The organism is Albidovulum sp., assembly GCF_008933605.1.
Lineage (GTDB): Bacteria > Pseudomonadota > Alphaproteobacteria > Rhodobacterales > Rhodobacteraceae > Albidovulum.
The window spans coordinates 1-13,640 of the sequence record NZ_WBUS01000092.1 but is presented as its reverse complement, the minus strand read 5'-3'; the positions used below and the strand labels follow the sequence as shown (position 1 = coordinate 13,640).

12 protein-coding genes are annotated in these 13,640 nt (G+C 69.1%); 1 reads left to right on the top strand and 11 read right to left on the bottom strand.

What is annotated here, in order from left to right; all coding sequences use genetic code 11:
• Positions 1-123: 123 nt before the first annotated feature.
• Complete coding sequence (locus F9K34_RS12420) at positions 124-1,527, bottom strand: YcjX family protein (protein ID WP_291337283.1); 1,404 nt, start codon at positions 1,525-1,527, stop codon at positions 124-126.
• 95 nt (positions 1,528-1,622) lie between these two features.
• On the opposite strand from F9K34_RS12420, the gene truA reads away from it, so the two are divergent.
• Complete coding sequence (gene truA, locus F9K34_RS12415) at positions 1,623-2,390, top strand: tRNA pseudouridine(38-40) synthase TruA (protein WP_291337282.1); 768 nt, start codon at positions 1,623-1,625, stop codon at positions 2,388-2,390.
• A gap of 66 nt (positions 2,391-2,456) precedes the next feature.
• Here the strand turns inward: truA and F9K34_RS12410 are convergent, their stop codons facing one another.
• The 10 genes from F9K34_RS12410 to F9K34_RS12365 form a co-directional block, all read right to left on the bottom strand.
• The gene (locus tag F9K34_RS12410) at positions 2,457-4,595 is read right to left on the bottom strand and encodes a 3'-5' exonuclease (protein ID WP_291337281.1); all 2,139 of its coding nucleotides are present in this window, start codon (positions 4,593-4,595) and stop codon (positions 2,457-2,459) included.
• Positions 4,549-4,950, bottom strand: coding sequence for a response regulator transcription factor (locus F9K34_RS12405; RefSeq protein ID WP_291337280.1), 402 nt, complete (start codon positions 4,948-4,950; stop codon positions 4,549-4,551). Before F9K34_RS12405 ends, F9K34_RS12410 begins: the two co-directional genes overlap by 47 nt.
• A gap of 1 nt (position 4,951) precedes the next feature.
• Positions 4,952-5,476 (bottom strand): hypothetical protein, encoded by a 525-nt coding sequence (locus F9K34_RS12400; protein ID WP_291337279.1) that lies wholly within the window; start codon positions 5,474-5,476, stop codon positions 4,952-4,954.
• A gap of 10 nt (positions 5,477-5,486) precedes the next feature.
• Positions 5,487-7,313, bottom strand: coding sequence for a DUF294 nucleotidyltransferase-like domain-containing protein (locus tag F9K34_RS12395; RefSeq protein ID WP_291337278.1), 1,827 nt, complete (start codon positions 7,311-7,313; stop codon positions 5,487-5,489).
• A gap of 63 nt (positions 7,314-7,376) precedes the next feature.
• Positions 7,377-9,194, bottom strand: a complete 1,818-nt coding sequence (locus tag F9K34_RS12390) for a sodium:solute symporter family protein (protein ID WP_291337277.1) — start codon at positions 9,192-9,194, stop codon at positions 7,377-7,379.
• Positions 9,195-9,209: 15 nt separating this feature from the next.
• Positions 9,210-9,467 (bottom strand): DUF4212 domain-containing protein, encoded by a 258-nt coding sequence (locus tag F9K34_RS12385; RefSeq protein ID WP_291337276.1) that lies wholly within the window; start codon positions 9,465-9,467, stop codon positions 9,210-9,212.
• Positions 9,468-9,527: 60 nt separating this feature from the next.
• Positions 9,528-10,196, bottom strand: coding sequence for an adenylate kinase (locus F9K34_RS12380; RefSeq protein ID WP_291337275.1), 669 nt, complete (start codon positions 10,194-10,196; stop codon positions 9,528-9,530).
• A gap of 16 nt (positions 10,197-10,212) precedes the next feature.
• Positions 10,213-12,147, bottom strand: a complete 1,935-nt coding sequence (acs, locus tag F9K34_RS12375) for an acetate--CoA ligase (RefSeq protein ID WP_291337284.1) — start codon at positions 12,145-12,147, stop codon at positions 10,213-10,215.
• 427 nt (positions 12,148-12,574) lie between these two features.
• On the bottom strand, positions 12,575-13,168 hold the full coding sequence (locus F9K34_RS12370) for a carboxymuconolactone decarboxylase family protein (protein ID WP_291337274.1): 594 nt from the start codon (positions 13,166-13,168) through the stop codon (positions 12,575-12,577).
• Between the two features lie 46 nt (positions 13,169-13,214).
• The gene (locus F9K34_RS12365) at positions 13,215-13,340 is read right to left on the bottom strand and encodes a hypothetical protein (protein WP_291337273.1); all 126 of its coding nucleotides are present in this window, start codon (positions 13,338-13,340) and stop codon (positions 13,215-13,217) included.
• Between the last annotated feature and the right edge of the window lie 300 nt (positions 13,341-13,640).

Below are 13,640 nucleotides of genomic sequence, written 5' to 3'. Positions count from 1 at the left end.
TGCATCGCCCGCCCTTCGGGCACCGGCGCGGCGTCGGGCACGGGCGGCGCCGCGTCGGGGCCGATCGCGGCTGCCTCCTCGCGCTCGATCAGGACGGGGCCGTTCGGGTTCGTCATTCTCGCCTCACAGCCTGTCGCCCAAGAGGAACTCCGCCGCCCGGTCGAGCCGGATGTGCGGCGGACCCTCGCCCGGCTTGAGGTTCAGCCGCGCCGGCGCGAAGCTCATCACCCGGTAGTCGGCGTCGAGCCAGCCCGTCGCTCCCTGGCGCGCCGGGGAAAGGATTTCGGCCGGGTTCTGCGGCAGGTCCCCGGCATAGAACGTGGCCTCGCGCCCCGTCGCAAGAAGCCGCCCGCGCACGGCGTCGAGCACGCGGCCCTCGTGCGTCACGGTCTCCTCGACCGTCGTGCGCAGGGCGGCGATGGACATGGCGGCGGTGTCGGCGCCGGCGAAGTCCGCCCGGTCCTTCGCCTCGCGAACGAGGGCCGCCATGATCGCCGTGAGGCGGGTGTGCTGGGAATGGTGCAGGTGATCGGCCTTGGTCGCGGCGAAAAGGATGCGCTCCACCCGCCGCGCACCGAGAAGCCCCATCAGCCAGCCGACCTTGCCGGGACGGAAGGCCGCGAGAATCTCGGCCATCGCGGCACGCATGTCCTCGACCGCGCGCGGACCGGAATGGATCGCGCCCAGCGCGTCGACCAGCACCACCTGCCGGTCGATGCGGGCGAAATGGTCGCGGAAGAAGGGCTTCACCACCTTCTCCTTGTAGGCCTCGAACCGTCGCTCCATCTCGCGCCAGATCGACCCTCGCGGCGTCGCGGCCGGTGCCGGCAGCGGCGCGAAGGTCAGGACGGGCGAGCCCGCAAGCTCTCCCGGCAGGAGGAACCGGCCCGGCGTGCAGTCCGAGTAGCCCGCCGCCCGCGCGGCGGCGAGGTAGTGCGCGAAGGCGCCGGCCAGTTCCTTCGCCGTCGCCTCGTCATGCGCCGCCGCCGCGTCCACGCCCGCCAGCGCCGCGAGGTAGCCCGCCGCCTCGGCACGCGCCCCGATCCGGCCAAGGACGTCGCCCGCCCAGGCAGCATAGCTCCGCCCCATGAGCCCGAGGTCCAGCAGCCACTCGCCGGGATAGTCGACGATGTCGAGATGCAGCGTTCGCGGCCCCCGCACCCCGCCCAGCAGCCCCGCCTCCTTCAGCCGGAACGAGAGCCTGAGTTCGCTTACCGCCCGCGTGCTCTCCGGCCAGTGCGGCTCGGGTCCCGTCACGGCGGCGAGATGCGCCTCGAAGTCGAAGCGCGGCACCGTGTCGTCGGGCTGGGGCTGCAGGAAGGCCGAGAGGATCCGCCCCTCGGCCGCCGCCCTGAGCCCCGGCATCCGCCCCCGGTCCATCAGGTTGGCGACGAGCGCGGTGATGAAGACGGTCTTGCCCGCGCGGCTGAGGCCCGTGACGCCCAACCGGATCACCGGATCGGAAAAGGGCTGCGCCAGCCCCTCGATCGTGCGGCCGAGCGCCCCGGTGATGTCGGATAAAGCCAAAGCCTGCCCCTCGTCTTTGGCCCAAGATAGGCCGCGCTTCGCCGCATGGGTAGGGGCGATTGCCAAGCCCCCCGCGCGGGCGCTAAAGGGGCCACATGCCCCGCTACGCGCTCAAGGTCGAATACCACGGCGGCCCCTTCGCGGGCTGGCAGCGCCAGAACGCGCATCCCTCCGTGCAGGCGGCGGTCGAAGCGGCGCTGGCGCGGCTCGAGCGGGGCGTGCCCTCCGTCGCCGCCGCGGGCCGGACCGACGCGGGCGTCCATGCCACGGGCCAGGTCGCGCACTGCGACCTCGCGAAGGACTGGGAGCCCTTCCGCCTAATGGAGGCGCTGAACTGGCACCTGAAGCCCGCGCCCGTCGCCATCCTCGCCGCCACGCGGGTCCTGCCGGACTTCCACGCGCGCTTCACCGCCACCGAACGGCGCTACACCTACCGCCTGATCGCCCGCCGCGCTCCGCTCACCCTAGAAGCCGGTCTCGCGTGGCGCGTCCTCCGCCCGCTCGACACCGAGGCTATGCGCGAGGCCGCCGCGCATCTCGTCGGCCAGCACGACTTCACCACCTTCCGCTCCGCCCTCTGCCAGTCGAAAAGCCCGGTGAAGACGCTCGACGAGATCCGCGTCGAGGACCGCGAGATCCCGCACGGCCGCGAATACCGCTTCCACCTGCGCGCCCGCTCGTTCCTGCACAACCAGGTCCGCTCCATCGTCGGCACGCTGGAACGCGCCGGCGCGGGCGCCTGGTCCCCCGCCGACGTGAAGGCCGCGCTCCGGGCACGCGACCGCGCCGCCTGCGGCCCCGTCGCCCCACCCGACGGGCTCTGCCTCACCGGCGTCAGCTACCCGGAAGACCCCTTCGCCTGAACCTGTCAGCGCGGGGCGAATATTCCGAGGGAGTCCCTTGCCCGGTCCGGGACGGGGCAGCGCCCCTCAGGCGTTCAGGTCCTTCAGGAGCCGCCCGTGCTTGCGCACCTCGGCGAGGACATCGCCGAAGGTCACGAGCCCCTTGCCCTTCAGCATCGGCAGGAGCTTCAGGAAGGCTTCCGCCGTGGCGATCGTGTCGCCGATGGCAGTGTGCCGCGCCTCCTCGGGGATGGTGATGCCGAGCCGGTGGCTCAGCGCGTCGAGGCTGTGGACCTCGGTCTGGCCGTAGACCACCGCCGAGAGGAGCACGGTATCGAGGACGGGGTTGTCGAAGGCGCGCCCGATCTCGACCTCCCGCCGCTTGAGGAAAGTCATGTCGAAGGGCGCATTGTGGGCGATCAGAACCGCATCCTCCGCGAACTTGTGGAAGCGGGTCACCGCCTCCACCACGTCCGGCGCTTCCGCGACCATCGCGTTGGAGATGCCATGCACCTCGGTTGCCCTCGACGGGATCGGCCGGCCCGGGTTCACGAGCATGTCGAAGACCTCGCCGGCCACGCGGCGCCCGTTCACCAGACGCAAGCCCGCAATCTGGCAGATCTCGTCGCCCTGGTCGGGCAGGAGGCCCGTCGTCTCGCTGTCGAAGACGACGTATGTCAGTGCCTCGAGCGGGGTCTCGGCCAGTTCCGCCGCGGCGCGCGGACGGAACAGGAGGTCGAAGTCGTAGACGACGTGCCGGGTGATCGGCGTGACGTTGCGCGAGGCACGCCGCGCGTCGCGGATCGGCAGCCGTACCGCCGGCCGCCCGCCGGCGGTTCCGACCTCGGGCCAGCATTCGGTCGCATGGGTCGCGAGCACCGCGCGCCCGGTGACCCCGGCGGCGTGATCGACCGGCTCGGCGAGCCAGCCTTCCAGCATTCCGATGGAAAGGGGCGCCCCGGTCCAGTCGAGGCTGAGGAGCGCGCCGGCGCCCTCCTCGGCGATCTCCAGGCGGAAGTCTGCGGCATCGCCCCGGTCCGCGAGCCGGCGGACAAGCCCGGCCAGAAGCGCCACGATCTCGAACCCGTCGCACCTCAGGATGAGGTCGGCGGCACGCGACGCGAGCCGCTCGCCCTGCGCCTCGACCCGCGCGCCGAGCCCGTCGATCAGGTCGGCCGCCCTTGTCATCGGCAGCACCGTCCAGGCGCCGCGCGCCGCGTCGTAACGCTCGCCGAGTTCGCGCACCGTGGCGGCGAGCGCGCCGACTTCCTGAAGCATCGCCGCGCCGAGGGCACTGCTGCCGCCCGGCGCGCCCTCGTCGGGGCCGCCCCCGGCCTCGGTGACAACGCCGATCACGGTCTGCAGATTGGCGGCCGGACGGCGGATGCGGTCAAAGATCTCCTCGAGCAGGCGGTCGCGGCCCGCGTGGACCGCGAGGTCGGCCGTCACGTCGCGCAAGGTCAGGACGTAGCCGGGTTTTTCCCCCGCGCCGTCGAGAAGCCGCATCCGGCCCGACAGCACCCGCGCCCCGTCCAGCGTCGCCACCATCAGGTCGGAAACCGCATCGGCCTCGCCCGAGGCGACGAGCCGCTCGTAGGCATGGGCGAGCGGCGCGGCGCGGAGGTAGTCGAAGACCTTGCGGTCGAGCCCCGGCGCCGCGCCGGCGCCGAGTAGATCGGTCGCCGGGCCGTTGTAGAACACGAGCTGATGGCTTCCCGAACAGAGGAGCACCCCGGCCGGCACATCGGAGAGGAGTGCCTCGAGCCGCCCCTTCTCGGACTGGAGCCGCCCCGTCTCGCGCGCAACCGCCGCGACAAGTGCAGAGCGGGTGTCGGCCAGCGCGCCCGACACGGCCGCGGCCGCGGGTCCGAGATCGCCAAGATAGCGCGCGGGCCCGGGATCGAAGGCCCCCGCGCCCTCAGCATGGGCCTGCGCCCTGAGCCCCGCCGCGATCCGGTCGAGCGCGCGGCCCACGTTCTCGTCGAAAAGGCGCCAGACCCAGGTGACGACGCCGAGAAGGCCGAAGCCCCCGACCGCGCCGGCAAGCAGGAACCCCGAGGCCACCTCCGCCTCCCCCAGCCGGCGGTAGGAGAGCCAGAGTCCGCCCGCGATCGCCGCGACCCCGCCCAGCGCGATGGCCGCGAAGAACAGCAGGAGCCGCTGCCTCAGGCTCAGCCGTTCAAGCATTGCCTCCCGCCCCCGGTTCGAGAAGCCGGCGCACCTCATCGCGCAACTCCTTGAGCTCGAAGGGTTTGGCGATGAACCCGTCGGCGCCGAGCGCCAGTCCCTTGCGCCGCTCTATGGCGGAGCCGCGCGCGGTCATCATCAGGATCTTCACGTCCTTCAGCTTGGGGTCCATCCGCACGTTCTGACAGATCTCGTAGCCCGACACCTCGGGCAGCATCACGTCCAGAAGGACGAGATCGGGCGCCGTGTCGCGGATCTTCGGCAGGGCCTCGGCGCCGTTTGCGATCCTTTCGTGCTCATACCCCTCGCGGGTCAGCACGTAGTCGAGCGCGAGCGCGATGTTGTCCTCGTCCTCGACGATCAGGACGCGATGTCTGAGCCTTCCTCCCTCCATGTCATCCTCCCATGCATGCCGCGCGTACCAGTGGGTCCTCTGCATCCGGCGGGAGCCATTCGGCCCCCGTCAGCGTTCCGTCAGCGGCCAGCCCGGCTCCGGCGACGAGATCGGCACGGGTCATGCGGGCGCAATCGAACGCGACCGGCACCTGCTGCGTCTGGCCCCAGCGGGTGACGACGTAGGCGTTGGTGGCGAAGACCTCGGCCCCCGCCGCCGCCGCGCCGCGGTCCACCGCTATGAAGCGGGTCACCATCGGGAAGAGGTAGGTCCAGGGTCGGTAGGGCATGCTCTCCTCCGGGGCGCTCGCCACCACCATGTCGGCCGAAAGCTCCGCCTTCGTGCGGGGAAACCAGCTGTATTCGTTCCAGATCGCGAAGCCGAGCATGGCCGCGCCGGCGGCCGCGGGCATCACCCATTTCGGCAGTGACCAGCGGCCGGTCATCCGGCCGAGCTTGCCGGCCAGCAGCACCAGGCCGGCAACCGCCACGGCGGCGACGATGGCGGCGAAGAACTCTACCAGCATGTCCCGGCCCTCATCCCAGCGCCCCTTTCCCATGGCCCACGGCCGACTGCATCGTGCGCACGACCACGAAGGCGTCGCGCAGGTGGCTGCGCTCGAAATCCGAAAGATCCGAGGGCGCGAGGAAATTGTCCGGCACCCCTCCGGCCCGCACCCGGCGCGCCTGATGTTCGAGCCGGGTTTCGGCGATGAGGTCGTAGGCCTCCATCAGGTCGCGCCCGCCGGTCGGCGAGATCACCCCCGCCTCGGTCGCCGCGGCCAGCCTCGCCCGGGTGTTGACGGCCGTGAGCCGGCCCTGCAGCGCGTAGACCCGGCCGAGGTCGGCGACCGGCACGACGCCGGAGTGCTTCAGGTCGATCTGGTTGCGGTGCTCGCCCGAGCGGATCGTGGCGAAGCCGCGGATGAGGCCCAGCGGCGGCGTGTGCTTCAGCGAGTTGGAGACCATGTGCGCGACGAAGATGGAGTTCTTCGACGCGGCCTCCAGCGTCTCGGTCTGGATGTCGGTGAAAAGGCCCGCCGCGCCGCCGATGGGCCTGAGGTCGAACATGACCGAGGCGAGCATCTGCGCCTCCGGGTCCGGCCGGTGGATCCAGCCGCGAAAATAATCCCGCCATTTCGCCACCGGCTGGCACCAGCGCGGGTTCGTCGCCATCATGTCGCCGGGGCAATAGACGTAGCCGCAGGCGTCGAGCCCGTCGGAGACGAAGCGCGCGAGCCGGACGAAATAGTCCATGTCCCCGGCCGTCACCCGGTCATCGAGCATCAGGCAGTTGTCCTGATCGGAGACGCCGGTCTGTTCCTGCCGGCCCTGACTGCCGCAGGCGAGCCAGAGGTAGGGCACCGGCGGCGCGCCGAGCTCCGCCTCCGCCATCGCCAGAAGTCGCCGTGTGACGGCGTCGGCGATGTCGGTGATGAGCCTCGTGGTGACCTCGTGCGGGTGGTTGCCGCCGACGAGCTGCAGGAGAAGCTGCGGGATGCGCCGGGTGACCGCGGCCATCTCGTCCACCCGCTCCGCCCCGGCGATGTCACGGATGAGAACGGCCGACGACAGGGCCTGCAGCCGCGTCAGGTCGGTCTGGGTGACCATGCCGACGAAGCGGCCGTTGTCGGTGATCGGCAGGTGCCCGATCCTCCGCTCCAGCATCAGGTGCAGGATGTCCGACCCGAGCGCGGTGGGCGGCAGCGTCACCGGCCCCGGCGTCATGACCTCGGACACCGGCGCCGCAGGGTCGCGCTCCTCGGCGAGGACCTTGACGGCGAGGTCGCGGGTGGTCACGACGCCGATCAGTTGCCCGTCATCCTCGGTGACGCCAAGGCTCGAAACCCCGGCGTCGCGCATGATCTTGGCGACCGCTGCCACGCTCGTCGCCGGGCCGCAGGCGATCGGTTCGCGCGTGAGAAACTCGGACACCCGGCGCGTGGTCAGGTCGTTCACCCGGGGCTCGGCCCCGCGCGACCGGTTGAAGAAGCGCTCGAACGACGGAAAGCTCGCGATCAGGCGACGGAATTCGCCCACCGGAAGCTTGAGAAGCGTCGCGGCCTCGGTCGCGCGCGCGACAGTCACGGCGAGGCCGTCGCGCATCAGTCCGCGCTCGCCGAACGAATTGCGCCGGCCCAGAAGCGAGACCAGCACGCCGTTGCGGTCGAGGATTTCGACACTGCCGGATTCGATGAGGTAGAGCCCCGTCAGCGGCTCGCCCATCGTGTAGATCTCGGTTCCGGCAGGAACCTGCCTGCGGCCGAAGGAACCGGCGACGCGCGCCAGCTCGTCCTGCGGCAGGGTGTCGTAGGGATGGACCGATTCCAGGAAGGTCTGGATTGTCCGGATGTCGTCGTGCACCGCCAGCCCCTTTGCCGGAAGAGGTGCGCCCCGCGGACGGGGCGCACCGGCATCGTTCTGGACTCAGTGCCCGGTAGCCGCGCCCGCACCTTTCGGGATGCGGATCGATTCCACGAGTTCAACCACCTCATGCGGCGGTTCTTTCGTCATCGACGAGATCACGTAGGCGACGCCGAAGTTCACCACGGCACCGACCGTGCCGATCGACAGCGGCGAGATACCGAAGAAGTGGTTCGCCGCGGTGTTCTCGTACACGTTCGTGCCGGGGATGAAGAACCAGCCGAGGTAGAGGAAGATGTAGACCGCAGTGAACACCAGGCCCGCGAGCATACCGGCAATCGCCCCTTCCTTGTTGATGCGCTTGGAGAAGATGCCCATCATCAAGGCCGGGAAGATCGTCGCCGCTGCCAGACCGAAGGCCAGCGCCACCACCTGGGCCGCGAAGCCCGGCGGGTTGAGCCCGAGGTAGGTCGCGACCACGATGGCGGCTGCCATCGAGATCCGCGCCGCCAGAAGCTCGCCCTTCTCCGAGATGTTCGGATTGATGGAGCCCTTGATCAGGTCGTGGCTGATGGCCGACGAGATGGCCAGCAGAAGACCCGCAGCGGTCGAGAGCGCGGCGGCCAGACCGCCGGCGGCGACGAGAGCGATCACCCAGCCCGGCAGACTGGCGATCTCGGGGTTGGCGAGCACCATGATGTCGTTGTCGATCTTGGTGACTTCGTTCCCCGTCCAGCCGCGTTCGGTGGCGATGGCCGCCACGGCCTCGTTCTTGTCGTTGTAGTACTGGATCTTGCCGTCGCCGTTCAGGTCCTCATATTGGAGAAGACCGGTTTCCTTCCAGGTGTTGATCCAGGAGAGTTCCGGCTTGCTCTCGATGTCGGCGAGCGCGATGGCGTCGCCGTCGAGCGCGTTGCCGGCCACCGCGTTCGGCCAGAACGTCGTGGTCAGGTTGAGCCGCGCCATCGAACCCACGGCCGGAGCCACGGTGTAGAGCAGCGCGATGAACACCAGCGCCCAGCCGGCCGAGGAGCGCGCGTCGGCGACCTTCGGAACCGTGAAGAAGCGGATGATCACGTGCGGCAGACCGGCGGTCCCGATCATGAGCGACATGGTGAAGAGCACCATGTTGAACATGTTCGTGGTGTCGGCCGTGTAGGCGGTGAAGCCCAGTTCCGTCACGACCTGGTCGAGCTTCTGCAGCATCGAGATGTCGCCGCCCTGCGGCGCATAGCCGCCGATCAGGCCGAGCTGCGGCAGGAACGCACCGGTGAGGTTGAGCGAGATGAAGATCGCCGGGATCGTGTAGGCGACGATCAGGACGACGTACTGCGCCACCTGGGTGTAGGTGATCCCCTTCATGCCGCCGAGAACGGCATAGGCGAAGACGATCGCCGCGCCGATGTAGAGGCCCATGTCGGTCGACACTTCGAGGAATCGCGAGAAGGTCACACCCACGCCCCGCATCTGGCCGATAACGTAGGTGACCGAGATGACGATGAGGCAGATTACGGCGACGAGCCGCGCGGCGCCCGAATAGAAGCGGTCACCGATGAACTCCGGCACCGTGAACTTGCCGAACTTCCTGAGGTAGGGCGCGAGCAGGAGCGCCAGCAGCACGTAGCCGCCGGTCCAGCCCATGAGGAAGGCCGACTGCGTGTAGCCGCCCGCCGGGGCAAGCGCGATGATCCCGGCCATCGAGATGAACGAGGCCGCCGACATCCAGTCCGCGCCCGTCGCCATGCCGTTCATGATCGGGTTGACGCCGCGTCCCGCGGCATAGAATTCTGCGGTCGAGCCCGCGCGGGCCCAGATCGCGATCCCGATGTAGAGGGCGAAGGTCGCGCCCACCACGATCAGGTTGAGGGTAAACTGATCCATCTGTCCCCTGCCCCCTTATTCTTCCACGCCGTGTTCGCGGTCCAGCTTGTTCATCCTCGCGGCGTAGGCGAAGATCAGGACCAGGAACACATAGATCGAGCCGTTCTGGGCCATCCAGAACCCGAGATCGGCGCCGCCGACCGAAATCCCCTTCAACGCGGGCCTCAGAATGATGCCCATTCCGAAGGAGCAGATGAACCAGATGGCAAGCGAGATAAGGATGATCCTTACGTTCGCCTGCCAATAGGCGTGCGACGATGATTTGTCTGCCATATCGGCATCTCCCCTAGGTTTCCTCCCACCCGCGCCCCGTGCGTCGGGACGCCGGCCGTTCTATCCCGCCTTGCGCGTGACGATGGCGGCGAGCCCTTCGGCGATCTCGTCGATGGAGCCCATCGCCTCGACCGTCTCGAGCACGCCCATCGCCCGGTAGTGCGCGATCAGCGGCGCCGTCTGGGCGTGATAGGCGCTCAGCCTCTCGCGCACCGTCTCGGCATTGTCGTCGGCGCGGCGCTTGAACGCCGTGCCGCCGCATTTGTCGCAAACTCCCGCCGTGGCGGGCTGCTTGAACTCGTCATGGTACCCCTCGCCGCAGGCGGCGCAGGTGTAACGGCCGGCCACGCGGCCGACCATCGCCTCGTCGTCCACCTCGAGGCTGATCGCGGCACTGACACCGCGGCCTTCGGCGGCGAGAAGCGCGTCGAGCGCCCCCGCCTGCCCCGCCGTGCGCGGGAAGCCGTCGAGGATGACACCCCTGGCCACGTCGGGCTGGGCCATCCGGTCCTTCAGGATCGCCAGCACGATCTCGTCGCTGACGAGACCGCCGGCTTCCATGACGGCCTTCGCCGCGAGGCCCGCGGGCGTCCCCGCCGCCACCGCGGCCCGCAGGAGGTCGCCGGTCGAGAGCTGGACGAGCCCGAAGCGCTCCTCCAGCATCCGCGCCTGGGTGCCCTTCCCCGCGCCCGGAGGCCCGAGGAGGATGATGACGGCGGGTGCGGCCATGACCTCTCCCATCGCCTCAGGCCCGGTTCATCCGGTTCGCGATGAGGTCGTCGACGACCGCGGGATCGGCCAGCGTCGAGGTGTCGCCAAGCGACCCGTAGTCGTTCTCGGCGATCTTGCGCAGGATGCGGCGCATGATCTTGCCCGAGCGGGTCTTGGGCAGGCCCGGCGCCCACTGGATCAGGTCGGGCGAGGCGATGGGACCGATCTCGGTCCGCACCCACTTCACCAGTTCCTTGCGCAGGTCCTCCGACGGTTCCTCGCCGTTCATCAGCGTGACATAGGCATAGATGCCCTGGCCCTTGATGTCGTGCGGATAGCCGACGACCGCCGCCTCGGCCACCTTCGGGTGGGCGACGAGCGCGCTTTCCACCTCGGCCGTGCCCATGCGGTGGCCGGAGACGTTGATCACGTCATCGACCCGGCCGGTGATCCAGTAGTAGCCGTCCTTGTCGCGCCGGCAGCCGTCGCCGGTGAAGTAATAGCCGCGGTACTGGCTGAAATAGGCCTCCTGGAAGCGTTCGTGATCGCCCCAGAGCGTGCGCATCTGCCCCGGCCAGCTGTCGGAGATGCAGAGGACACCCTCGCATTCGGTCTCCCCCTGGCGCACCGCCGTCGCCGGATCGAGCACCACCGGCTTGACGCCGAAGAAGGGCAGCGTCGCCGAGCCGGGCTTCGTCGGGACCGCGCCCGGAAGGGGGGTGATCATGTGCCCGCCTGTCTCGGTCTGCCACCAGGTGTCGACGATCGGGCGTCTGCCCTTGCCAACGTGGCGGTCGTACCAGACCCAGGCCTCTGGGTTGATCGGCTCGCCCACCGTGCCAAGGACGCGCAGGCTCTCCAGGTCGTGCTTCTCGACCCATTCCGGCCCTTGCCCCATCAGCGAGCGGATCGCCGTCGGCGCGGTGTAGAACTGCGTCACCTTGTGCTTGGCGCAGACCTCCCAGAACCGGCCGGCGTCGGGATAGGTGGGCACGCCCTCGAACATCAGCGTCGTCGCGCCGTTCGCCAGCGGGCCGTAGATGATGTAGCTGTGCCCGGTGACCCAGCCCACGTCGGCGGTGCACCAGAAGACGTCCCCGTCATGGTAGTCGAAGACGTATTGATGCGTCATCGCGGCAAAGACGAGATAGCCGCCCGTGGTGTGCACCACGCCCTTCGGCTTGCCCGTCGAGCCCGAGGTATAGAGGATAAAGAGCGGATCTTCCGCGCTCATCGGCCGCGGCGGGCATTCGGGGCTCACCATGTCCATCATGGCCAGCACGTCCACGTCGCGCCCGTTCACCCAGGAGATCTGGTCGCCGGTGTGCTTGACGACGAGGCAGCGCACCTTGTCGGAGCAATGCAGGAGCGCGGCATCGGTATTGGCCTTGAGCGGCGTCCGCCGCCCGCCGCGCGGCGCGGTGTCGGCGGTAATTACGAGCTTTGCGCCGGAATCGTTGATGCGGTTCGCCAGCGCGTCGGGCGAGAAGCCGGCGAAGACGATGGAATGGATCGCGCCGATCCGCGCGCAGGCCAGCATCGCATAGGCCGCCTCGGGGATCATCGGCAGGTAGATCACGACGCGGTCGCCGCGCATCACGCCCTGGCTCAGGAGGACGTTGGCCATCTGGTTCACCTTCCGCGACAGTTCGCGATAGGTGATGTGCTTCGCCGGCGTCTTGGGATCGTCCGGCTCCCAGATGATCGCGGTCTGCAGCGCGCGGTCCTTCAGGTGGCGGTCGATGCAGTTGACCGAGGCGTTCAGAACCCCGTCCTCGAACCACTTGATCGAGACCTTGCCGAAGGTGAAGTCGGTGTCCTTGACCTTCGTGTAGGGCTTGATCCAGTCCAGCCGCTTGCCCTCGCGACCCCAGAAGGCATCGGGGTCGGCCATGGATTCGGCATACATGGCCCGGTACTTGGCGGCATCGGCATGGGCCTTCTCGAAGCCCGGGGGGACCTCGCGCATCTCCGGTGGCTGAACCGACTGATCCTTCGCAGCAGACATCTCGATCCTCCGTTGCAGGTCCGGCGTCGCGAAGCGTCACTCGCCGCGCCACGCATGAAGGCCCACGACCCCGCCGGGGTCCGTGCTCGAGCATCATTGTAAACCAATCGTTCATTTTATTGTAAGCCTTTTGAACAAAAAGATTTTCTTGTAAATTTGTTCACATATAGTCGGCTAATCTTGTAAATTCTTGGAAATGTGGCAAAAATTTGCCGAGGGATTTCAACCCGTTGCCGGTTCACGAACGGGTGAACTTCGCGCCGGGCGTCCCTCTTCGGCGCGGAGGCCCGACCGATGCGCTCGATGCCGCAGGCGCGGCGCGATCCGGCCCGCGGATTCCGCCCCGCCGATGTTTGCGCTCGCAGCGAATTGGCGATTCGTCGCCGGCTCAGCGGTGCTTGCCGACGCTCCACCCCGTTGCGCCGAGATGCGCCTCGGCCGCCGCGACGGGCAGGTCCTCGAGCGCCGATCCCATCGAGTCGTTCCAGCGGTTCAGGTAGCCGAAAAGCGCGACGACCCCCATGATCTCGACGATGTCGCCGTCGCTCCAGTGCGCCCTGAGGCGCGCGGCGATCTCGGGCGTCACGCCGTTCGGCACCTCGGCCGCGGCGTGGGCGAAGGCGAGCGCGGCCTTCTCGGCCTGGGTGAAATGCGGGCTGTCCTCGAAATCCCAGACGGACTCGAGCCGCTCGGGCGCGGCGCCGAACCGCTCGGCCCCGAGGATCGTGTGCGCCTGGCAATAGCGGCAGCCCGAAACGAACGAGGTCACGTAGCCCAGGAGCCGCTTGAACTCAGGGCTGACCGCGCCGTGGCAGGTCATCACCGCGACATTGAGCGCCGTGAAGGCGCGGGCGATCTCGGGACGGTGCGCCATGGTGCGCACCGAGTTCGGGACGACGCCGAGCGGTCCCTTGAAGAACTGCACCTCGGCACGCAGCCTGGGCTCCATCTCGTCTTCGCCCAACGGCTCCACGACAGCCATTCCGCCCTCCGCTCCGATTTCGCGGCAGGCTCGCAGGAAGCCCGCCTCAGGGCAAGGCCCGGTGGGCTGCCGCCACCGCGGCCCCGATGTCGTGGGCAAAGTGCACCTCGGGCTCGCGCAGGCCGAGCGACAGGAGCGTGCCGCGGCCGGGCCCGTGGCCCTCCCGCGGCACTGTTGCCGTCTTCGGCAGATATTGTTCGGAAAAACTGGGGCTTGTCTTACCCGCTGCCCGGTCCATGATGCGCCAGAAGGATGCCACCGCGCGCGGCAGCGAGAGCCGACGCGCCCTGTCAACGAGAGTCCTGAACCGGAACAGGAGCGACGCTTGCCAAGCACCGCCGTCCCGCAGCGCCCCAGCGACCCGATCCGGGCGACCGACTCGGCGGCGCGCGGCATCGCCCGCGACCTCATGCGCGGCGCCCGGATGGCCGCACTCGGCGTGATCGAGCCGGGCACCGGCGCGCCCTTCGTC